This is a genomic window from Methylobacterium platani (assembly GCF_001653715.1).
GTDB classification, from domain to species: Bacteria; Pseudomonadota; Alphaproteobacteria; order Rhizobiales; family Beijerinckiaceae; genus Methylobacterium; species Methylobacterium platani.
In genome coordinates, this window is record NZ_LWHQ01000041.1 from 12,970 (window position 1) to 34,191 (window position 21,222).

Sequence of the window (21,222 nt, forward strand, 5' to 3'; positions counted from 1 at the left end):
CCCCACGGCGCTTGCCCCCGCCGCCCGGCTCCGGCACACGGGACGGAGGGCGCGGGCGGGTGTCGGGCTGCGATGGCATTGGTCAAGAAGGCGAAGCTCGCGGGGTCGGACCGCCGGGACGACGCAGCCGCGCAGCTGGCTCGGGCCCTCGCCGGGAATGCCGGCGAAGCCGGTCCCGCCGAGACCGCGCCTGCGAAGACCGGGCCCGCCGGCGCCGACCGGCGCGGCCGGACCCGGGAGCGGCGCGACGGGATGCGGACCCGCCGGCAGCAGGCGACCGAGCGGCTCGGCGCCGCCACCGAGGAGCTGGCCGCCGGCGTGACCGAGGCCTCGGCGGCGGCCGAGGAGCTGCGCCGGGCGATGGAGCAGATCGCCGGCGGGGCCGAGGAGGCGGCGGGCGCCGCGCAGGAATCCCTCGCCGCCGTGGAGGCGATCGGCGGGCGCCTCGGCGAGGCGCGGGAGCGGGCCGACCTGTCGCGCCGGCGCACCGCCGCGTTCCAGGCGCTGCTGGCCGAGGCGAGCGCCCAGGCGACCCAGTCGGTCGCGGCGATCGAGGCCGAGGCGGGGCGCCAGGACGCGACGGTCGCCATCGTCGACGCCCTCGACCGCGGTGCCGCGAGCATCGGCGAGGTCACCGGCACGGTGGCGGGGGTCGCCGACCAGACCGGGCTCCTCGCCCTCAACGCCGCCCTCGAGGCGGCCCGGGCGGGGGAGCACGGACGCGGCTTCGCGGTGGTGGCCGACGAGGTGCGGGCCCTGGCCGAGACCGCCGAGGCGAGCGCCGGCGAGGTCGCCGGCCGGGTCGCGACGATCCGGGCCGAGATCCGGACCCTCGGCACCGCGATCCGCGACGCCGCGGCCCGGGCGGTGACCGAGGCGGCGGTGGGCGGGCGCGTCGCGCGGCAGCTCGAGGAGGCGCGGACCGATCTCGGAACCCTGGCCGAGGGCGCGCAAGGCATCCTGTCCGCCGCCCTGCGGGCGGAGGCGACCACCCGCGAGGCGCGGACCGGCGCCGAGCAGGTCGCCGCGGCGGCCGAGCAGCAGGCCGCGGCCGCCGAGGAGGCGCAACGCGCCGTCGCGCAGCAGACCGAGGCCCTCGACCGCGGCCAGGCCACCGCCGAGGCGCTGGCCGGGCTCGCCGAGACGCTGGGCGAGGCCCATGGCGGGCAGGCCGGCATCGCGCAGATCGGCGGCGCCGCCGACGCGCTCTCGGCCTCGATCCAGGAAGTGTCCGGCGCCGCCGCCGAGATCCTGGCCGCCATCGACCAGATCAGCCGCGGCCTCGCCCTGCAGAGCGCCGCCGCCCGGCAATCCGCCGCCGCGATGGCCGAGATCGAGCGGATGGCCGCCGGGGCGCGGGCCGGTGCCGCCGAGGCGCTGGCGCAGGCCGGCGCCCTCGGCGACACCCTGCGGCAGGCCCGCCTCGCGATCGACGGCCTCGCCGACGGGGTCGGGCAGGCGGTGGCCGGGATGCGCGGCTCCCTCGACCGCCTCGGCGCCGTCGAGGACGAGGCCCGCCGCATCGAGACGATCGGCGAGGCGATCGCCCTCGTGGCGGTGCAGATCGGGATGCTGGCGGTGAGCGGCGCGATCGAGGCCGCCCGGGCCGGCGAGGCGGGCCAGGGCTTCGCGGTCGTCTCGGCCGACATCCGCACCCTGGCGCGGGACGCCGCCGGCGGCGCCGACCGGATCCGCGCCGCGGTGCGGGGGATCCGCGACGGCAGCGGCGCCCTGCTGCGCGCCCTCGAGCGCTCGGTCGCCGCCGGCGAGGCGGAGGTGGCGAAGAACCGGACGCTGACCGCCGGCCTCGCCGCGGTCGCCGCCGACGTGGCGGAGCTGGAACGGGCCAACCGCGAGATCGCCGACGGGGCCGAGGCGATGCTGGCCGCCGCCGGCGAGATCGCCGCCGGCGCCCGCCAGATCGCGACCGCCGCCGAGGAGGCCGACCGGGCCTCGAGCGAGGCGGCCACCGCCGCCCGCCAGCAGGCCCGCGGCGCCGAGGACCTGGCGGCGGCGGTGGAGGAGATCGCGCTGCTCGCCGACGAGCTGCAGGGCGCGGATGCCTGAGTCCGCGCCCGACCGCTTCCTCGTCGTCTCGCTCGGTTCCGGCCCGTCCGCGGAGCGCGTCGCCCTTCCGGCCGGTCTCGTGCGCGCCGTCGCGCCGGTCCCGGCCCTGATCCGGCTGCCCGGGGCGCCGCCGGCCGTATCCGGCCTCGCCGCGCTGCGCGGCGGCGTCGTGCCGGTCCTCGACCTCGCCCGGTTGCTCGCCCCGGCGGCGGCGCCGTTCCCGCCGGGCCGGCTGGTCCTGGCCGAGATCGACGGGCCGGTCGGGCTCCTCGTCGGCCGGGTCTCCGGGCCGACCGTCGATCCCGGCCCGGCACGGATCATCGACCTGCCCGCTGTCGTCGCAGGTCTCCGGTCCGGGCGGCCCCTGGGCGCCTCGGTCGCGGGCTCGGCCCCGCGCGCCGATGCCGGCGCCGCCGGGCCGCCGGTCGCCCTCGTGGCGCTCACCGTCGCGGGCGCGTCCTACGCCCTGCCGCTCGACGAGGTCGAGGCGGTGGCGAGCCTGCCCGCGCCGCTCGCGCCGGACGACGGGGACGGTGCGGCCTTCACCGTCGGCACGATGGCTCTCCCCGGTCCGATGGCGTTCCTCGGCACGATGCCGTGGCGCGGCCGGGCGCTGCCGCTCCTCTCCCTCTCCGTCCTGCTCGGCCGCGGCCCTGCGCCCGGCACCCGGGTCGCGGTGGTCGGCGGCGTCGGGCTGGTGGCCGAGCGGGTCGGGCCGGTCCTGCGCCTGCCGCGCGAGGCGATCGACCCGGTGCCGCGGGCGCTGCGCGCCGGTCCGGCCGCCGGCTTCGCCCGCCTCGACGACGGCCGGACCCTGGTCTGCATCCTGTCGGCCCGCTCCCTGCTCTCCGGACAGCCGGGCACCGTCCCCGTCGCGAGCCGAGCCGAATCGAACCGAGCCGGATCGAGCCGAGCCACATCGGATCTGGCCGAACCGGTGCTGGCGCTCGACCTCGCCGGCGACGCCTACGGCCTGCCCGCCGGCACCGTGCATGCGGTGACGCGGGCGCCGGAGCGGCTGGTGCGGGTGCCGCGGGCGCCGGAGGGGCTCGCCGGGATGCTGGGCACCCGCACCGGGGTGCTGCCGGTGCTCGACCTGCGCCGCCGCCTCGGCCTGCCGCCGTCAGGCGGCGCCTGTCGCCGCATGGTGGTGGTCGAGGCCGCGGGCCTGCGGGCCGGCCTCCTCGTCGACGGTGCGGTCCGCCTGCTGCGGCCGCGGGCCGACGCGATCCGGACGGCCCCCGGGGACGGGCGGGACGCCGCGGTGACCCGGATCCTCGGGCTCGGGAACCGCTCCCTGCCCTTGATCGACCCCGCGATCCTCCTCGCGCGGCCGGTACCAGACGCGACCGGGAGGCCGTCGTGATCCGCCTCCTCGTCGTCGACGACTCGGCACTGATGCGCAAGGTGATCGGGAGCGTCTTCGCCGCCGAGGGCGATTTCGAGGTCGCCTTCGCCCGCGACGGGTTCGAGGCCCTCGACCTCCTGCCCCGCTTCGCGCCCGACGTGGTCACCCTCGACGTGACCATGCCGGGCCTCGACGGGCTCGCCTGCCTCGACCGGATCATGCTGGAGCGGCCCTGCCCGGTGGTGATGCTCTCCACCCTCACCGCCGCCGGCGCCGAGACGAGCCTCGACGCCCTGGCGCGGGGCGCGGTCGACGTGCTGGAGAAGCCCGCCGGCGCGGTGTCGCTGGAACTCGACCGGTTCGCGCCGGTCCTGGTACGGACGGTGCGGGCGGCGGCGAAGGCGCGGCCGCGCATCGCCCACGGCCTCGCTGCCCGGCTGCGCGCCCGCCATGCCGGCCTCGGGTCTCAGGGCCTCGCGCCGCCGGACCCGCGCCCGAATCCCGCCCCCCCGCCGCGCACCGCACCGCCGGTCGCGCCCGTGCCGGAGCCAGAGCCCGGCCCGACGGGCCCGCCGCCGCGCGACGCCGCCGGGGGCCTCGTCCTCGTCGGTGCCTCGACCGGCGGTCCGCCGGCGCTCACCGCGCTGCTCTCCGACCTGCCCGCCGACTTCCCCTGGCCGATCGTCGTCGCCCAGCACATGCCGGCGACCTTCACCGGGCCGCTGGCGCGCCGCCTCGACGGGCTCTCGGCGCTCGCCGTCGAGGAGGTGACGAGGCCCGTCGCCCTCGCGCCGGGCCGGGTCTATGTCGGGCGCGGCGATGCCGACGTGATCGTGGTGCGCCGGCCCGCCGGCCTGATGGCGGCCCCGGCCCCGGCCGAGGCGGCCTATCCCTGGCATCCGAGCGTCGACCGGCTGGTCGAGAGCGCCCTCGGCCTGGTCCCGCCCGACCGCCTCGTCGGCGTGCTGATGACCGGGATGGGCCGCGACGGCGCCCGGGCCCTGGCGGAGCTGCGTCGTCGCGGCGGGCGCACCATCGCGGAATCCGAGGCGACGGCGGTGGTCTGGGGCATGCCGGGCGAGCTGGTGCGGGCCGGCGGGGCCGACGTGGTCGTCCCCCTCGAGGCGATCGCCGCCGCGCTGCGGGCGTTCGTCCCAGGACCTTCGCCAGGACCTTCGCCAGGACCTTCGCCGTGACCTTCGACGCGACCGACCTCGCCCGGGTCTGCGACCTGCTCTACCGCCAGACCGGGATCCTGGTGCCGGGAAACCGGCGCCCGTTCATCGAGCGCCGGGTGCTGGAGCGGATGCGGGCGACGGGCGCGGGTACGCTTCCGGCCTACCTGGCGCGGCTGAAGGCCGATGCGGACGGGGAGGTGCAGCATTTCGTCAATGCGTTCACGGTCAACGAGACCTATTTCGATCGCGAGGACCACCAGCTGCGCTGCCTCACCGCCTCGCTGATGGGGGCGGTCGCCGCCGGGCGGGCGCCGGACGATCCGATCCGAATCTGGTCGATGCCCTGCGCGACCGGCGAGGAGCCGTACTCGGTGGCGATCCGGCTCCTCGAGCACTGGCCCGAGGTCGACCGATGGGAGATCGAGATCGTCGGCTCGGACATCGACACGCGGGCGCTCGCCGCGGCGCAGGCCGGGCGCTACGGCGCCCGGGCGCTCGCCCGGCTCCCGCCTGCGCTCGTCGCGCGCTACTTCACCCCCGAGGACGGGGCCTGGCGCATCCTGCCCGACCTGCGCGACTCGGTGCGCTTCACCCGCCGCAACCTCGTCGACGCCGCCGGGATGGCGCAGGAGGGGCGCTTCGACATCGTGTTCTGCCGCAACGTCCTGATCTATTTCGACGACGCCTCGCGGGCGGTCGCCGCCGCCAACCTGTTCGCCGCCCTGCGGCCGGGCGGATTCCTCTGCCTCGGCCACACCGAATCGATGGCCCGCATCCCGTCGCGGTTCCGCATCCGCCGCTTCCCCGAGGCGATCGTCTACCAGCGCCCGGAGGATGCGCGTGACTGAGGCGCCCCCCGATCCGCTCCCGCCCGCCGCCGACCTCGTGGCGGAATTCGTGGCCGAGGCGCGCGACCTGATCGAGGCCGCGTCCGAGGACCTGCTCGCCCTCGACGACGGCGCCGGTCCGGGCGCGCTCAACCGGGTGTTTCGCGCCTTCCACACCCTCAAGGGCTCGGTCGCGCTGTTCGACTGGCCGGCGATGCTGGTCCTGCTCCACGCCGCCGAGGACGGCCTGTCGGCCGCCCGGGCCGGCACCCTCGCGGCCGGCGCCTCCGGCCTCGTCGACCTGTCGCTCGCCGCTCTCGACGCGACGGCGCGCTGGACCGAGGCGATCGCCGCGACCGGCACGCTGCCGACGGGCGCCGAGGCGGAATCGGCGCGGCTCGTCGCGCGCTACCGCGACCTGCTCGCCCCCGCGGGCGGGGCGGCACCGGCCGGTCCCGACCCGGCCGGGCCGGCGCCCGACTGGGCCGAAGGCCTGCTGGCGGGACTGGCCGAGCGCCCCGGCGGCGTCCTCACCGCCCTGCGCTACGTCCCGCGGCCCGACTGCTTCTTCTCCGGCGACGACCCCCTCGGCCTGGTGCGCCGGCTGCCGGGGCTCGTCGCCCTGCGGCTCGACCCCGCCGCGCCCTGGCCGCCTGTCGCGACGCTCGACGTCTTCGCCTGCAACCTCGCGGTGACGCTGCTGACGACCGATCCGCGAGCGGAGGTCGAGGCGGTGTTCCGCCTGGTGCGCGACCAGGTGAGCGTGGCGAGCCTCGCCGTCCAGGCCGAGGGGACGCAGGACGTCGAGGAGGCCGAGCCGGCGTCCGGCCCGGAGGCTCCCCGATCCCTGCGGGTCGATGCCGCCCGGATCGACGCCCTGGTGGCGCTCGCCGACGATCTCGCCGCCGCCCGCGCGGCCCTCGGCGAGGCGGTCGCCCGGGCCGCGTCCGGGGACGATCCCGCCGCCTGCCTCGCCGCCCTGCGGGCGAGCGACGAGCGGATCGGCCGGCTCTCCGCCGAGCTGCACCGCGAGGCGGTGGCCTTGCGGCTCCAGCCCCTGGCGCGGGTCTTCCGCCGCTTTCCCCGCGCCCTGCGCGACGTCGCCCGCCAGCTCGGCAAGGAGGTGACGCTGACCCTCGCCGGCGAGGCGACCGAGATCGACCGCGACGTCGCCGAGGGGCTGTTCGAGCCGCTGCTGCACCTCCTGCGCAACGCCGTCGACCACGGGATCGAGCCGCCCGCCCTGCGCGTCGCCTCCGGCAAGCCGGCGGCGGGGCGCATCGTCCTCTCCGCCGAGAGCCGGGGCGAGCGGATCGTCGTCGCGATCGCCGATGACGGGCGCGGCCTCGACCCCGCCTTCATCCGCCGCCGCGCCGCCGAGCGCGGCCTGGGGACGCCCGCCGCCCTCGCCGCCCTCGACGAGGCCGGCACGATCGACCTGATCTTCGCTCCCGGCTTCTCGACCGCGGCGGCGGTCGGCGCCGTGTCGGGCCGCGGCGTCGGCATGGACGCGGTGCGCGCCGCCCTCGCGCGCCTCGGCGGGACCTGCACGGTCGAGAGCCGGACCGGGCAGGGCACGACGGTCCGCCTGGCCCTGCCCCGGGCGCAGAGCCTCGCCCGGCTGCTCCTCGTCGGGATCGGCCCGGAGCTGTACGGCCTGCCGATGGCGGCCGTGGCCGAGCTCGCCCGGGTGCCGCGCGGGCGCATCCGCGACCTCGCCCCGGGCGCCGCAACGGTCCTGCGCGGCCGGACGGTGCCGGTGCTGCACCTCGCGGATCTCCTCGACCTGCCCCGCGGCGCGAGCCCGCCCGAGGCCCGGCTCGCGGTGCTGCAGGCCGGCGGCGAGACCGTCGCGGTCGAGGTCGACCGGTTCGCCGGCCGCCTCGACGGGCTGGTGCGGCCGCTCCCGGGTCTCGCGGCCGCGCCCGGCCTCGCCGGCACGGTCCTCGCCGGCGACGGCCGGGTGGTCCTGGTGCTCGATGCCGAGACCCTGGTCGGGGACGGGGAGGAGCGAGCATGAGCGTGCGCCGCGACGGGGACCTGATCCGGCTCGAGGGCGCCTGCCCGGTCGAGGAGGCCGAGACCCTGGCCGCCCTGCTCCTCGCCCGGCCGAAGGCGGCGGTCGAATGGAGCGGCTGCACTGTCCTGCACACCGCCGTGGTGCAGGTCCTGCTGCGGCTACGCCCGAGGCTGCAGGGCTCCTGCGGCGACCCGTTCGCGGCGCGCTGGCTCGCCCCCGTCCTGGCGGCCGAGGATCCGCCCTGACCGGCGCGATGCTTGACGTAGAAAACCGGAGGCGCTTCTACCAGTTTTCCTCTATGCCGGGATTCACCCCCGGGGCCGGCGCGCCGGCCGTCACGTCCCCGGGAGATCGCCGGGGATCCATTCCCCTTTCACCGAAAACCGCTTAGATGCCGTCCATGTCGCAGACACCGACCGCACCCGCGCCCGTCACCGTCCTCGTGGTGGACGACAGCAAGCTCGCCCGGGCGGTCGCCCTGCGGCTGCTCCGGCAGCTGCGGCCGGACTGGTCCCTGCGCGAGGCCGCGAATGCCGACGAGGCCCTGGCGGTGGCGGGCGCCGAGCCGGTCGACGTCGCACTCCTCGACTTCAACATGCCGGGCAAGGACGGGCTCGCCCTCGCCGAGGAGCTGCGCGCCGCCAAGGCCGACATGCCGATCGCCGTCATCTCGGCCAACATCCAGGACGAGGTGATCGCCCGCGCCCGCCAGCTCGACGCCACCTTCATGGCCAAGCCCCTGAACGGGGAGGCGCTCGCGGGCTTTCTCGCCGGGGCGTCCCTGCGCCTGCGCCGGAGCGCCGCCCCGTGAGCCAGGATGCGATCGGCCTGACCGAGCTGCAGCAGGACGCCTTCACCGAGCTCGTCAACATCGGGGTCAGCCGGGCCGCGGCGAGCCTGCGCACGATGATCGGCACCCAGGTGCTGCTCTCGGTGCCCTCGGTCGAGATCGTCTCGCGCAAGGCCGCCGCCCGGCTGATCGGCGAGCGCGAGGCCGCGCCCCTCGTGGTGGTGCACCAGGATTTCGAGGGCGCCTTCGCGGGCCGCGCCCTGCTGATCTTCCCGCAGGAGAACGGCCGCGAGCTGGTCCGGGCCGTCGCCGGCGAGGAACTCTCGCCCGACGAGGTCGCCGCCCTCGAGGACGAGGCCCTGGCCGAGACCGGCAACATCATCCTCAACGGCTGCCTCGCCACCATGGCGAACATGCTCCAGCGCACGCTGACCATGTCGCTGCCCGGCATCCAGCGCGGGGACGGCCCGCGCATCTTCGGGACGGAGGCGGGGGACGCCGATTCCCTGGTGCTGTTCCTCTACATCGACTTCTCGGTGAGCGAGCGCGACATCCGCGGCTACCTGGCGATGCTGATGGACCTGCCCTCCCTGGAGAGCCTGCGCGCCCTGGTGGACGAGTTCATCGCCCGCGCCCTCGGCGACCTGGACGCATGATGGCCGGTCGCGCGCTTCCGGACCCGGGCGGGCGGGCATGAGCGGCCCGGACGAGACCGGCCGGATCGGGGCCGAGGCGCTCGCCGCCGCGGTCGCGGCGACGCGACACCGGGCCGGGGCGTTCCTCGCCGGGCTGGAGCATTCGCGCCAGCCGATGCTGATCAGCGATCCGCGCCTGCCCGACAACCCGGTCGTCTTCGCCAACCAGGCCTTCCTGACGCTCGTCGGCTACGAGGCCGCCGAGGTGGTGGGGAAGAACTGCCGCTTCCTGCAGGGGCCCGAGACCGATCCCGGCGCGATCGCGGCGATCCGCGAGGGCCTGCGCGCGGAGCGCGTGGTCCGGGTCACGATCCTGAACTACCGCCGCGACGGCAGCCGGTTCTGGAACCAGCTGCTGATCTGCCCGATCCGCGACGAGGACGGGCGGCTCGTCAACTACTTCGCCTCGCAGGTGGACATGTCGCATGTCCACGAGGCCGAGGCCGGGCGCACCCGCCTCGCCGACATCGAGCGGCGCCTGGCCGAGGCCCAGCGCCAGCTTTCCCTGACGCTGTCCTCGGCCGGCATCGCCGGCACCTGGGACTGGGACATCCAGGCCAAGCGCCTGCACGTCGACGGGCGCTTCGCGGCCCTCACCGGGCTGACCCCGGCGCCGCGGCCCGGCACCGTGCCGCTCGCGCCCGGCCCGCTGCCGGCGAGCGCCTTCTTCACCGGCATCCACCCCCTCGACCGGATGCGGGTGCGCCTGGCGGTGAGCGGCATCCTCGGCGGGGCCGAGGTGTTCGACAAGGAGTACCGCCTGCTGGCCTCCGACGGCTCGGTGCGCTGGGTCCATGCCCGCGGCCGCTGCCATTTCGGCGCCGACGGGCGGCCCGCCCGCTTCACCGGCGTGCTGGTCGAGGTCACCGAGCAGAAGCGGGTCGAGGAACGCCTGCGCATCGCCCAGTCGGCGGGCCGCGTCGGCGCCTTCGAGCACGTGCCGGGCTTCGCCACGGTGGCGGCCTCGCCGCAATTCTGCAGCCTGCTCGGCCTCGTCTCGGCCCGCACCGTGGCGGCGAGCGCGGTCAACGCCCTCGTGGTCGAGGGCGACCCGCCGCTGCTGGCGCCCGACCAGCGCCAGGAGGGCGAGCTGCCGCCGATCGAGACCCGGGTGCGCCTCGCCGACAGCGGCGAGGTGCGCTGGCTGGTGCGCCGCGGCGAGGCGATCCGCGACACCGAGACCTCGGGCCTGCGCCATGTCGGGGTGATCTACGACGTCACCGAGTCGAAGCGGGCCGAGGTGGCGCTTCGCGAGCTCAACGACACCCTCGAGGCGCGGGTGCGCGAGGCGGTGGCCGAGCGCGAGCGGGCCGAGGAGCAATTGCGCCAGTCGCAGAAGATGGAGGCGGTGGGCCAGCTCACCGGCGGCATCGCCCACGACTTCAACAACCTCCTCACCGGCATCGTCGGCTCCCTCGACCTGATGCAGACCCGCATCAACGAGGGCCGTACGCAGAACCTCACCCGCTATGCCGGCCTCGCCATGGCCTCGGCCCAGCGCGCCGCGGCCCTGACCCACCGCCTGCTCGCCTTCTCGCGCCGTCAGCCACTGGAGGCCAGGCCCGTCGACGCCAACCGCCTGGTCAGCTCGATGGACGACCTGATGCGCCGGACGCTCGGCGAGCGGGTGCAGCTCGAGGTGGTGGTGGCCGGCGGCCTGTGGCTGACCCTCTGCGACCCCAACCAGCTCGAGAACGCCATTCTCAACCTCGCGATCAACGCCCGCGACGCGATGCCGGAGGGCGGGCGGCTCACGATCGAGACCGCCAACGCCCATCTCGACGACGCCTACGCGGCCCGCGACATCGGCGTGCGGGCGGGGCAGTACGTCTGCGTCAGCGTGACCGATACCGGCACCGGCATGCCGCCGGACGTGATCGCGCGGGCCTTCGACCCGTTCTTCACGACGAAGCCCCTCGGGCAGGGCACGGGCCTCGGCCTGTCGATGATCTACGGCTTCGCCAAGCAGTCCGAGGGCAACGTCAAGATCTACTCGGAGGCCGGCCAGGGCACGTCGGTCAAGCTCTACCTGCCACGCTACCACGGCGAGATCGAGGTCGGCACCGAGGAGCGGGGCGAGGCGCCGCGGGCCGAGCGCGGCGAGACGGTGCTGGTGGTCGAGGACGACTCGACCGTGCGGGCCCTGGTGGTCGAGGTGCTGCACGAGCTCGGCTACCGCACGCTCGAGGCCGCCGACGGGCCGGCGGGCCTGCGCCTGCTGCAATCGGCCTCGCACATCGACCTTCTGGTGACCGATGTCGGCCTGCCGGGCCTCAACGGCCGCCAGCTCGCCGACCAGGCCCGCCTCGTGCGCCCCCAGCTCAAGGTGCTGTTCATGACCGGCTACGCCGAGAACGCGACCTTCGGCAACGGCCATCTCGGCGTCGGCATGCAGATGATCACCAAGCCGTTCCCGGTCGAGGGCCTGGCGACCAAGATCCGGTCGATCATCGAGGGGTGAGGGCGGGCGGCGTCGGACGGTGGCGCGTCAGCGCCGCCCGACCGCCGGGCCGGCGAAGCGGCCGGCCGGGACGTCGTCCGCGGCCTTCGGCTTGAATCGGGTCGCCACGGTCCCGGCGGGGGCGGAGACGAGGCCGGCCGGCGGCGTGCCGGGCTTGGCGCGCTGGACGAGGTGGACCGTCGCGGCCTCGGCCGCGGGCGCGGCCGTGGCGGCGCTGAACAGGGCGCGCAGCTGCGCCTTCGAATCCGACGGCTTCGCATCCGATGCCTTGGGGTCGGAGGCCTTGGGGTCGGAGGCCTTGGCATCGGAGGATCTGGGCTCCGCCGGGGAGGGCGCCGCCGGCCCCGAGCGGAGATGGGGATGAAGCAGGGCGCCCAGCGCCGCCGGGTCGGCCTCGGCGGAGGCGACCTTCACCGAGCCCGGGCGGGCCGGGGGCAGCGGCACCGAGACGGGAGGCGGCGCCGCGACCAGCGCCTCCGCCAGGGCGGCGAATTCCGAGGGGCGGCGGGGCGGCAGCGGGGCCGCCGGACGCCCGGACGCGGCCGGTCCGGCGACGGTGTCCGGCTCGGGCGCGGCGGCGGTCGGCGCGGCCTCCTGCGGCACGGTCTCTCGCGGTGCCGGCTCCTGCGCCGGCGGCAGGGCCGCCTGCCGGGAGGCGGCCTGCGGCAGGAGGGCGGCCGGAGCGGCGGCGTCGGCGTAAGCGAGGGCGTTGCGGGTGCCGGCATCCTCCGGCGCGGCGCTCGCCAGCGCTACCGGGCGGACCCGGCCGGCGCGCCCGGACAGCACCACCGGCGCCGGCGCGGGAGCGGCGGGTTTCGACCCGCCGAACAGCATCGCGAAGAACTGGCCGACGACGTTCGGGCTGTCCTCCTCGTCCGCCGCGGCGATCGCCTGGCTCACGCCCATCACGCTGCCGCCGCGGGACAGGATCTCGGCCTTGGCCATCTCGTAGCCCGGCATCGGCCGGCCGTCGGCGGGCAGGTGGACGGTGCGGCCGTCGGGGAACAGGCGCGCGAGCTGGTCGTGGCTCATCCGCGGCCAGGAGCGCACCGAGCCGACATCCAGATGGACGAAGGGGCTGTTGGCGTGCGGGTACCAGCCGACGCCGCCGCGCTGCATCTGCATGCCGATCGCCCGGATCTGGTCGATCGAGACGTCGGCGAGGTAGAAGTCCATCGCCTTGCCGAGCATGTGCTGGCTGTGCTCGGCCACCGCGCGGGAGCGCCGGCGCAAGGCCGCGTTGGTCTTCGGCGAGCGGTAGGCCGAGACGACGTGGATCGCGTCCTGCGAGCCGACGGCGCGATGGGCCTCCCACACCACGTCGAACAGGCGCGGGTCCATCCTGGTCGGCTCGTCGAGGCGCCAGTCGCGCAGGAGCCAGTTCAGCTGCTCCAGGGCGGCGCGGTCGTAGCGCCCGTCACGCTTGAACGTGATCGCGGCGCTCTCCTTGGTATGCTCGTGGAAGATCGAGATCGTGCGGGTGTCGCCGTTGGCGACCGCGTCCTGGGTGTCGCTGGTCGAACCGATCATCGCCGCGAGGCAGGCGACGAGCGCCAGCGCGCCGCGCCGGCAGGAGCGCGATCCGGAGCGGGAGCCAGACCGGGATCCCTCGGCCGCCGGTTCGGCCGCCCCGTTTCCGGCACGCTTGAGCGCTCGCACGATCCCTCATCCTCGCTCGGGCCGCGTGGCCGTCATGGTGAACGCAAGGTTGCCGAGAACCGTCAACAAACGGTTACCGGGTCCCTGCGACAGGATGGTTCGCAGGGCTAAGCCTCAACCGTGGCGAAAATCGGCCGGGCTTCACGTTTTCGTGCGATTGGGTCGGCGACGTCGAGGACGGGTCGTCCAGGCGGGACTGTCGCCGAGACGAAGTCGGCCGGATCGGGGCCGGCCGGTACTTCCCGCGAGCATAGCCTTGCCTCGCGCCAGCAGAAGAACGGCCCGGCGTGCCGGACATTGCAGCGATCGATTGTCCGGCGAAGTCGATGGCGCGGACGGAGACGAGTTGCGTCGCGTCGCAAGAGCAAAATTCCGTTTTCTCGCGCTTGCGAGGGGCATGGTCCCGTGCTCTGCTCATGTCTCGTCTGGGTGAGAAGCGCGGGATCAGAGGCATGGGCGGCGAGGGCCAGGGCAAGATCGAGCCGTTGCCCACGTTCGACGTCCGGCCCGGCGAGAGCTCGATCTCCGGCCTGTCGTCCGGCGCCTTCATGGCGGTGCAGGTCCATCTCGCGCATTCGGCGCGCTTTCTCGGCGCCGGCATCATCGCGGGCGGCCCGTATCGCTGCGCCGAGTCGTTCCGCGGCGCCGGATTCCTGGCGGCGGACGCCTATACGCGGTCGGCCATGGCGATCGGCATGACCCCGCTGATCCCCGCGATGGCGCCGGATGCCGGCCGCCTCGCCGCCCTGGCCCGCGAGACCGCGCATCACGGCGGGATCGATCCCGTCCGCCACCTGGCGCGCCAGCGGCTCTACATCTTCACCGGCAGCGCCGACCGCGTGGTCTATTCCGACGTGGTCGCGCGCACGCGCGACTTCTACCTCGCCCTCGGCGTCCCCGAGGCCCACATCGAGTATCGCGGCGACCTCGCGGCCGGCCACGCGATCATCACCGACAATCCCGAGGATTCGCCCCTCGACGCGAACCGCCCGCCCTACATCAACGACGGCGGCTTCATGCAGTCGCACGAGATCCTCCGCCACATCCACGGGCCCCTGAACCCGCCGACCGACCGGCTCGCCGGGCGGCTGATCCGCTTCGACCAGAGGGAATTCTTCGGCGGCGAGCCCCGCGCCAGCATGAGCCGGTTCGGCTACGCCTACATCCCCTCGGGGGTGCTGGCGGGCGGGCCGGCGCGGGTGCATATCGTGCTGCACGGCTGCAAGCAGGGCTACAACTACGTCAACTTCATCCGGGGCCTGCCCGACATCTCGAACCAGCCGCCCTACGGCAACCGCTTCATCACCACCACCGGCTACAATGCGATCGCGGAGAGCAACGACATCATCGTGCTCTACCCGCAGGCCGAGGGGAGCGACGGCGGCGCGATGCAGAACCCCGACGGGTGCTGGGACTGGTGGGGCTATTCCTCGCCCGACCCGCGCAACCCCGACTACTATTCGAAGCGCGCGATCCAGATCGAGGCCATCCAGGCGATGCTGGCGCGGCTCGGCGGCTGAGGGCCGGGCAGGAGGGTGACGATGTCGGACAGCAACGCCCCGCCCCTGGCGGCCTTCCTGCGGCAGGCCGTCGATGCCGCGCCGCTCGGGGCGGGCGCCCCCCTGAAGCACGGCGTGCTCGCCGCCGAGCTGGCCTCGGTCTGCGCGCGCAACGCGGCCGGCACCGTGCGGCTCCTGGCGGAAAGCCCCCGCCCGGACATCCTCGCGGAGATCGTCGCGATGCAGGCCGCCTTCATGCACCAGGTCTGGACGATCGGCGAGGAGTGGAGCGCCGGGTGGTGGCAGATCGCCGAGGGCGCCGTCTCGCTGCGCAACGCCAACACCCTGTCGAAGATCGTGGAGCAGGACTTCAACCTGGCCGGCCAGGTCGGCGACCTGATGCTCGACACCACGACCCGCACCGCCAAGCTGATCGAGAGCGCGACGGTGGGGTATTCCTATTGGCTGACCAACACGATCGACGCATCGCGGGCGTGAGGGGCGAATATCTTTCCCCCTCGACGTCGCCGAAACTCTCCAGGTCATCCCGGGGCCGCGCAGCGGAGCCCGGGACGACATCGAGGAGTCAGGTGAGGTGAGGCCCTACCACCACCCCCGCCGGATCGCCCCGGTCTCGCCGAAATAGTCCGGCGCCGGCTGCGCCACCGCCGTGTCGGCGGGCTCGGTCGCGGTCGCGACCGGGCGGCGCGGGGCCGGGCGGGGCGCGGCCTGCTGCTGCTGCGCGAGGTCGCGCGCAGGGCGATGCGGCGAGGCGGCGGGCGGCTTCGGGGGGGCCTTCGGCTTCTGGTGGGCCTCCGCCGGCAGGGCCTCGGTCGAGAGGCCGAGCGCCACCTTCACCCGGGCGTTGACGCCGTAGAGGTCGGGCAGGCTGCGCAAGGTCCCGGTCTGATCCGCCTCGAGGGTGAAATAGGCGAGGTGCACCGGCAGCTTCTCGGGCAGCATCACCGTGCGCTCGCCCTTGCCGATCAGCTTCTGCAGCCGCTCCTGCGGCCAGTGCGGTCCGAGCACCACCTGGGCGAACCGGAACGGATCGTCGACGCGCACGCAGCCGTGGCTCAGCGCCCGTTCGGAGCGGGAGAACAGGCTGCGGTTCGGCGTGTCGTGCAGGTAGACCGCGTGGTCGTTGGGGAACATGAACTTGATGAAGCCGAGCGCGTTGCGCTCGCCCGGCGGCTGCCGGATCGCGATGCCGTTGCCGCGCTTGACCACCTGGTAGCCGAGGCGGGCGGCGTAGTTCGGGTCGCGGGCGAGCCCCGGCAGGAACTGGCTCTTGAGGATCGACGGCGGCACCGTCCAGGACGGGTTGACGACCGCGTAGGTCATCTCGCCGGAGAAGATCGGGGTCGGGGAATCCGGTTTGCCGACGATCACCCGCGCCTCGTCGAGGACGCGGCCGTCGCGGATCACCCGCACCTTGTATTCGGGGATGTTGACGAAGACGTGGGTGCGGCCGAGATCGGCCGGCAGCCAGCGCCAGCGCTCCATGTTGGCGAGGAGGTCCGCCTCCTGCCGGCCCGGCGAGGCCCCGGCGAGCGCCGCCACCGTGGCCGGATCGAGGACGCCGCTGGCCTTCAGCCCGCGCTCGCGCTGGAAGCTCGCGACGGCGGTCGCCACGCCCTCGTCGTAGGCGGTGGCGTCGGAGGCGCCGCCGAGCCCGAACCGGGCGCGGATCAGCGGCACGCGCGGATCGCGCATGCCGGTCTTCAACGCCGGGCCCTTGGGCAGGCGCACCATCGGCACGGCGCGGTTCGGCTGCTGGGCGCGCAAGGAGGCGAGTTTCGCCTTGAGGGCGAGGTAGCCGGGCTGCCCCGGATTGTAGGACTGGAGCAGGGTGCCGGCGGCGCGCCCCGCCGGGGTCAGGCGGGTCAGCACCGCGTCGGCGGCCGGCAGGTCGAGCTTCGGGGTGATGAAGCGCGACAGGCGCGACGGTTCGAGGCGCCCGCCGCGGGCGTCGCGGGCGTAGAGCGCGGCGGCGGCCGAGAGCTTCAGGTCGGCCTCGGCCCGGTCGGCCGCGGTGGCGTGGGGCGGGTCGAGGAGCGGGATCGGGTAGGCGAGGGAATCGAGCCCGTCCTCCTCCGCCGTCTGCAGCCGCGCGATCACCGCCTTGGCGGCGTCGCTCCAGCCGTTCTCGGCGAGCCAGACCGGCTTGAAGGCGCCGAGCGCGTAGAAGGCCTGGATCGCCTCGCGCTGCTTCCCCGGGAGACGGCGGATCAGGCTGAAGGCCGGGTCGGCGAGGCGCGCCGCCACCACCTCGGCCACCGGGTCGCCGGGGGCGGGCGCCGGCAGGGCGGGAGCCGCGGCCTCGGCCGGGGCCGGCGGGGCGTCGGCGGGCGCGGGGAGCGGCGCGGAGGCCGGCGCGACCGGGTCCGGTTGCGGGGCGGGCGGGGCCGGGACGGCGTCGGGGGAGACTGCGGCGGTCGCGGCCTTCGGCGCCGGATCGGGTGCTGCGGGCGCCGCCGGGGCGGGCGCGTCGGGGATCGTCGTGACCGCGGCCGCCGCGGGAGCCGGGGCTCTGATCGCCTCGGGAGCGGCGGCGAGGCCCTCGGCCCGCGCCAGGCCGGGCTGCGCGGCGAGCAGCACCGCGAGGGTCGCCGCTGCGCCAGCATTCCGGCCGGTCCTGCGCCTGGGAGCCATGGTCCTCTCCTCGAAGCCGCGGCCGGGACAGCGGCCACGCTCTGAATCTAGGTTAGTCATCACGCCGGCCCATGATGGGCAATCGCACGGCAGCCACACTCCGGCGGCATACCATTGCGGGCGTTCGCAACGTGCCGTAGCGCACAAGGACAGTGATCGCGGCACATGCCCCGCGCCCGGCTGCTCCGCCGCACGGCCCGGAGGGGCCGCCCATGACCCGCCAAATGCGGTTTTCTTCTGACCTCGACCGTCGAAGATCAGGCTGCGTCCTCGGCCTTCTCGTCGTCGAGGCCGAGTTCCTTCAGCTTGCGGTAGAGCGTCGAGCGGCCGATTCCGAGCCGGCGCGACACTTCCGACATCCGCCCGCGGTAGAATTGCAGGGCGTAGCGGATGATCTCGCCCTCGAGCCCGTCCATCGTCTTCATCTCGCCGGTCTCCTCGGCGACGAGGGAGAGGGCGTGGGGATCGCGCACCTCGACCCGGACGATCTCGCGCACCGGGGCGGGGCCGGCGCCGGGCTCCGAGGCCGCGGGCGCCGGCGGGATGCGCACGTCGAAGCCCTGGACCTGGGCGGCGATCTGCGGGAACTCCGCCACCGTCAGCTCGTCGCCGTCGGCCAGCACCACGGCGCGGAACAGCGCGTTCTCGAGCTGGCGCACGTTGCCGGGCCAGTCGTAGCGGGTGATCAGCGCCATCGCCTCCGCGGCGATGCCGCGGACCCGCTTGCCTTCCTCGGCGGCGAACCGGGCGCAGAACGAGCGCGCGAGGTCCGGGATGTCCTCGCGCCGCGCGCGCAGGGGCGGCAGGGTCATCGGGAAGACGTTGAGACGGTAGTACAGGTCCTCGCGGAACCGGCCCTGCTTGACGAGGTCGAGGAGCGAACGGTTCGTCGCCGAGATCAGCCGGATGTCGACCCGCACGCTCTTGCGGCCGCCGACGGGATCGACCTCGCCCTCCTGCAGCGCGCGCAGCAGCTTCACCTGCGCGTCGAGGGGCAACTCGCCGATCTCGTCGAGGAACAGCGTGCCGCCCGAGGCCTCGACGAACTTGCCGAGATGACGCTCGGTGGCGCCGGTGAAGGCGCCCTTCTCGTGGCCGAACAGGGTCGATTCGACGAGGTTGTCGGGGATCGCCCCGCAATTGACCGTCACGAACGGCTTGCCGCGGCGCTCGCCCGAGCCCTGGATCGCGCGGGCCAGCACCTCCTTGCCGACGCCGGATTCGCCCTCGATCAGCACCGGGATGTTCGACTTCGCCGCCCGCTCGGCGAGCCGCATCACCCGGCCCATGTCGGGGCTCTTCGAGGTCAGGTCGCGGAACGACAGGGCGCCCGAGGCCCGTCGGCGCATCCGCCGGATCTCGTCCTGGAGCTGGTCGACCTGGAGGGCGTTGCGGATCGAGACCTGCAGCCGCTCGGGGCCAGCGGGCTTGACGACGAAGTCGACCGCGCCGGCCCGCATGGCGTTGACGACCGCGTCGATCGAGCCGTTGGCGGTCTGGACGATGACCGGCGTGTCGATGCCGGCCTGGCGCAGCTCGGCCAGCACCCCGAGCCCGTCGAGGCCGCCCGGCATCGCGAGGTCGAGCAGCACCACGTCGATGCCGGCATCGGGCGCGCGCAGGGCGTCGAGCCCGGCCGCGCCGCTCTCGGCCACCGCGGCCTCGAATCCGAGGCGCCGCACCATGGCCTCCGCCAGCCGGCGCTGCACGGGATCGTCGTCGACGATGAGGACCGTGGTGGTCATCTAAGCTCCTCGAAGGACCGACTCCGCGGGGCGGCGAGCCCCCGGGCCTGTCTCCTGCCTCCGGCGGCCCGCCTCCCGTCCGGCATGCCGGGGACGCGAATCACGCAGGTGTTTCGTTTCGAGCCGTAGGGTGCGTCACAACCGTAAAGTCGCCCTTAACGCCAATGCGAGGTTTCCCGGCTGCGGCAGCGAGGCCGCAATCGCCACGGCCTCGGTTGATCGCGGGCCGGTCGGGGCCGATATGTCACCGCGCACGCAATCTCCCGCGCCCCGAGAGGAACATCGTCCATGCCGCAGAGTGCCGCCGCGCCGTCGGACAGCGCCCTGAGCACCGCGAAGGCCACCGCCCGCGCCGTCGATCTCGGGCCGCTGCCGGAATGGGACCTCACGGACCTCTATGCCGGCCTCGACGACCCGGCCTTCGCCGCCGATCTCGGCGAAGCCGAGGCCGAGTGCCGCGCCTTCGCGGAGAGCTACCGCGGCCGGATCGCCGCGCTCGCCGCCGGCGACGGCGCCTCCGACCGCCTCGGCACCGCGGTCGCCGCCTACGAGGCGATCGAGGACCGGCTCGGCCGGCTGATGTCCTATGCGGGTCTCGTCTATTCCGGCGACACCACCGACCCGGCCCGGGCGAAGTTCTACGGCGACACCCAGGAGCGCCTGACCGCTGCCGCCAGCGACCTGCTGTTCTTCACCCTGGAGCTCAACCGGGTCGACGACGCGGCGGTCGACGCGGCCGCCGCCCATCCGCCGCTCGCGCGCTACCGCCCCTGGCTCGAGGACATCCGGCGCGAGAAGCCGCACCAGCTCAGCGACGAGGCGGAAAAGCTCTTCCTCGAGAAGTCGGTGACCGGGCGGGCGGCCTGGAACCGGCTGTTCGACGAGACCATCGCATCCCTGCGCTTCCCGCTGCGCGGCGAGGAGCTGACCCTGGAGCCCACCCTCAACAAGCTCCAGGACCCCGACGAGGCCGTGCGCCGGGACGCGGCGGGCACGCTCAGCAGCGTGTTCCGGTCGAACCTGCGGGTCTTCACCCTCATCACCAACACGCTGGCCAAGGACAAGGAGATCTCCGACCGCTGGCGCGGCTTTTCCGACGTCTCGGATGCCCGCCACCTCGCCAACCGGGTCGAGCGCGACACGGTCGAGGCGCTGGTCGCCGCCGTGCAGGCCGCCTATCCGCGCCTGTCGCATCGCTATTACAGGTTGAAGGCGCGCTGGTTCGGCCGGGACAGCCTCGCCTACTGGGACCGCAACGCGCCGCTGCCGAAGGTCGAGCAGCGCACGATCCCCTGGGCGGAGGCGCGCGAGACCGTGCTGTCGGCCTACGGGGCGTTCTCGCCGAGGATGGCCGAGATCGCCCGGCGCTTCTTCGACGGCGGCTGGATCGACGCGCCGGTGCGCCCCGGCAAGGCACCGGGCGCGTTCGCGCACCCGACCGTGCCCTCGTCCCACCCCTTCGTGCTGGTCAACTACCAGGGCAAGCCGCGGGACGTGATGACGCTCGCCCACGAGCTCGGCCACGGCGTGCACCAGGTGCTGGCGGGCCCGAACGGCGCGCTGATGGCCCCGACCCCGCTGACGCTGGCCGAGACCGCCAGCGTGTTCGGCGAGATGCTGACCTTCCGGCGCGTGCTGGAGGCCACCACCGACCCGGTGCAGCGCCGGGCGATGCTGGCCGCCAAGGTCGAGGACATGATCAACACGGTGGTGCGCCAGATCGCGTTCTACGCCTTCGAGCGCAAGGTCCACCTCGCCCGCCGCGAGGGCGAGCTGACCGCCGAGCGGATCTGCGAGCTCTGGATGTCGGTCCAGGCCGAGAGCCTCGGCCCGGCGATCCGCCTCGACGAGGGCTACGAGCCGTACTGGGCCTACATCCCGCATTTCATCCACTCGCCGTTCTACGTCTACGCCTACGCCTTCGGCGACTGCCTGGTGAACTCGCTCTACGGCGTCTACCAGCGGGCGAACGGCGATCCGGCGGCGGAGGGCGACTTCGTCGAGCGCTACTTCGCGCTGCTGGCGGCCGGCGGCAGCCGGCCCTACGGCGAGTTGCTGGCGCCCTTCGGGCTGGATGCCCGCGATCCGGCCTTCTGGCAGATCGGCCTCTCGATGATCGAGGGGATGATCGCGGAGCTGGAGGCGATGGAGGGGTGAGGCGGGCGTCGGTCGGTCATTCGCCGGATGGTGCCTGACCGACGGATGTCGGGACTGCCTCGACAGTCTCGGCATCCCCGGTCTCGTCCCGGAGACCGGCCGTGCCGGTTCATCGAGTGTC

14 protein-coding genes and 2 pseudogenes are annotated in these 21,222 nt (G+C 74.7%); 13 read left to right on the top strand and 3 right to left on the bottom strand.

The annotated features are described in order from the left end of the window. Positions 1-72: 72 nt before the first annotated feature. From A5481_RS20715 to A5481_RS35950, 10 genes and pseudogenes are all read left to right on the top strand, one after another. Positions 73-2,067 carry a methyl-accepting chemotaxis protein gene (locus A5481_RS20715; protein ID WP_048436141.1) on the top strand — a complete coding sequence of 665 codons (1,995 nt, stop codon included), beginning with the start codon at positions 73-75 and terminating at the stop codon, positions 2,065-2,067. After that, positions 2,060-3,433: a chemotaxis protein CheW gene (locus tag A5481_RS20720; RefSeq protein WP_064504264.1), complete on the top strand. Its 1,374-nt coding sequence runs from the start codon at positions 2,060-2,062 to the stop codon at positions 3,431-3,433. Before A5481_RS20715 ends, A5481_RS20720 begins: the two co-directional genes overlap by 8 nt. Then, a complete protein-coding gene (gene cheB / locus A5481_RS20725) occupies positions 3,430-4,611 on the top strand; it encodes a chemotaxis-specific protein-glutamate methyltransferase CheB (protein ID WP_064504265.1) in 1,182 nt (393 codons plus the stop codon). Before A5481_RS20720 ends, cheB begins: the two co-directional genes overlap by 4 nt. Continuing rightward, positions 4,608-5,441, top strand: a complete 834-nt coding sequence (locus tag A5481_RS20730) for a CheR family methyltransferase (RefSeq protein WP_048437096.1) — start codon at positions 4,608-4,610, stop codon at positions 5,439-5,441. Before cheB ends, A5481_RS20730 begins: the two co-directional genes overlap by 4 nt. Further along, complete coding sequence (locus tag A5481_RS20735) at positions 5,434-7,440, top strand: chemotaxis protein CheA (protein ID WP_245239188.1); 2,007 nt, start codon at positions 5,434-5,436, stop codon at positions 7,438-7,440. The genes A5481_RS20730 and A5481_RS20735 overlap by 8 nt, the downstream gene beginning before the upstream one ends. Further along, positions 7,437-7,685 (top strand): hypothetical protein, encoded by a 249-nt coding sequence (locus A5481_RS20740; protein WP_048437089.1) that lies wholly within the window; start codon positions 7,437-7,439, stop codon positions 7,683-7,685. The genes A5481_RS20735 and A5481_RS20740 overlap by 4 nt, the downstream gene beginning before the upstream one ends. A 155-nt stretch (positions 7,686-7,840) precedes the next feature. Then, positions 7,841-8,251 (top strand): response regulator transcription factor, encoded by a 411-nt coding sequence (locus A5481_RS20745; protein ID WP_048437090.1) that lies wholly within the window; start codon positions 7,841-7,843, stop codon positions 8,249-8,251. Continuing rightward, a complete protein-coding gene (locus A5481_RS20750; protein ID WP_048437091.1) occupies positions 8,248-8,886 on the top strand; it encodes a chemotaxis protein CheX in 639 nt (212 codons plus the stop codon). Before A5481_RS20745 ends, A5481_RS20750 begins: the two co-directional genes overlap by 4 nt. A gap of 37 nt (positions 8,887-8,923) precedes the next feature. Further along, positions 8,924-9,808: pseudogene (locus A5481_RS35945) on the top strand (PAS domain-containing protein); the annotation flags it as partial. A gap of 282 nt (positions 9,809-10,090) precedes the next feature. Further along, a pseudogene (locus tag A5481_RS35950) lies at positions 10,091-11,386 on the top strand (ATP-binding protein); the annotation flags it as partial. A gap of 27 nt (positions 11,387-11,413) precedes the next feature. Here A5481_RS35950 and A5481_RS20760 read toward each other — a convergent pair. After that, positions 11,414-13,045, bottom strand: coding sequence for a peptidoglycan L,D-endopeptidase MepK (locus A5481_RS20760; RefSeq protein WP_245239190.1), 1,632 nt, complete (start codon positions 13,043-13,045; stop codon positions 11,414-11,416). A 452-nt stretch (positions 13,046-13,497) separates the two neighbouring features. Here A5481_RS20760 and A5481_RS20765 point away from each other — a divergent pair, with 452 nt between their 5' ends. Together A5481_RS20765 and A5481_RS20770 are read left to right on the top strand one after the other, a co-directional pair. Then, positions 13,498-14,565, top strand: coding sequence for an extracellular catalytic domain type 2 short-chain-length polyhydroxyalkanoate depolymerase (locus A5481_RS20765; protein ID WP_048437093.1), 1,068 nt, complete (start codon positions 13,498-13,500; stop codon positions 14,563-14,565). A 21-nt stretch (positions 14,566-14,586) separates the two neighbouring features. Next, positions 14,587-15,042 (top strand): hypothetical protein, encoded by a 456-nt coding sequence (locus A5481_RS20770; protein WP_048437094.1) that lies wholly within the window; start codon positions 14,587-14,589, stop codon positions 15,040-15,042. 105 nt (positions 15,043-15,147) lie between these two features. Here the strand turns inward: A5481_RS20770 and A5481_RS20775 are convergent, their stop codons facing one another. Both A5481_RS20775 and A5481_RS20780 read right to left on the bottom strand, forming a co-directional pair. Then, positions 15,148-17,199, bottom strand: coding sequence for a L,D-transpeptidase family protein (locus A5481_RS20775; RefSeq protein WP_082984943.1), 2,052 nt, complete (start codon positions 17,197-17,199; stop codon positions 15,148-15,150). Between the two features lie 257 nt (positions 17,200-17,456). Continuing rightward, positions 17,457-18,944 carry a sigma-54-dependent transcriptional regulator gene (locus A5481_RS20780; RefSeq protein WP_064504266.1) on the bottom strand — a complete coding sequence of 496 codons (1,488 nt, stop codon included), beginning with the start codon at positions 18,942-18,944 and terminating at the stop codon, positions 17,457-17,459. A 288-nt stretch (positions 18,945-19,232) separates the two neighbouring features. On the opposite strand from A5481_RS20780, the gene A5481_RS20785 reads away from it, so the two are divergent. Next, entirely contained in the window at positions 19,233-21,101 is a 1,869-nt protein-coding gene (locus A5481_RS20785; protein WP_048434014.1) for a M3 family oligoendopeptidase, read from the top strand. Positions 21,102-21,222: the final 121 nt, after the last annotated feature.

Coding starts and splice junctions, on each gene's coding strand:
- A5481_RS20745 (WP_048437090.1), top strand. CDS start 7,841: ATGTCGCAGACACCGACCGCACCCGCGCCCGTCACCGTCCTCGTGGTG.
- A5481_RS20720 (WP_064504264.1), top strand. CDS start 2,060: ATGCCTGAGTCCGCGCCCGACCGCTTCCTCGTCGTCTCGCTCGGTTCC.
- A5481_RS20715 (WP_048436141.1), top strand. CDS start 73: ATGGCATTGGTCAAGAAGGCGAAGCTCGCGGGGTCGGACCGCCGGGAC.
- A5481_RS20780 (WP_064504266.1), bottom strand. CDS start 18,944: ATGACCACCACGGTCCTCATCGTCGACGACGATCCCGTGCAGCGCCGG.
- A5481_RS20740 (WP_048437089.1), top strand. CDS start 7,437: ATGAGCGTGCGCCGCGACGGGGACCTGATCCGGCTCGAGGGCGCCTGC.
- A5481_RS20775 (WP_082984943.1), bottom strand. CDS start 17,199: ATGGCTCCCAGGCGCAGGACCGGCCGGAATGCTGGCGCAGCGGCGACC.
- A5481_RS20770 (WP_048437094.1), top strand. CDS start 14,587: ATGTCGGACAGCAACGCCCCGCCCCTGGCGGCCTTCCTGCGGCAGGCC.
- A5481_RS20765 (WP_048437093.1), top strand. CDS start 13,498: ATGGGCGGCGAGGGCCAGGGCAAGATCGAGCCGTTGCCCACGTTCGAC.
- A5481_RS20785 (WP_048434014.1), top strand. CDS start 19,233: ATGCCGCAGAGTGCCGCCGCGCCGTCGGACAGCGCCCTGAGCACCGCG.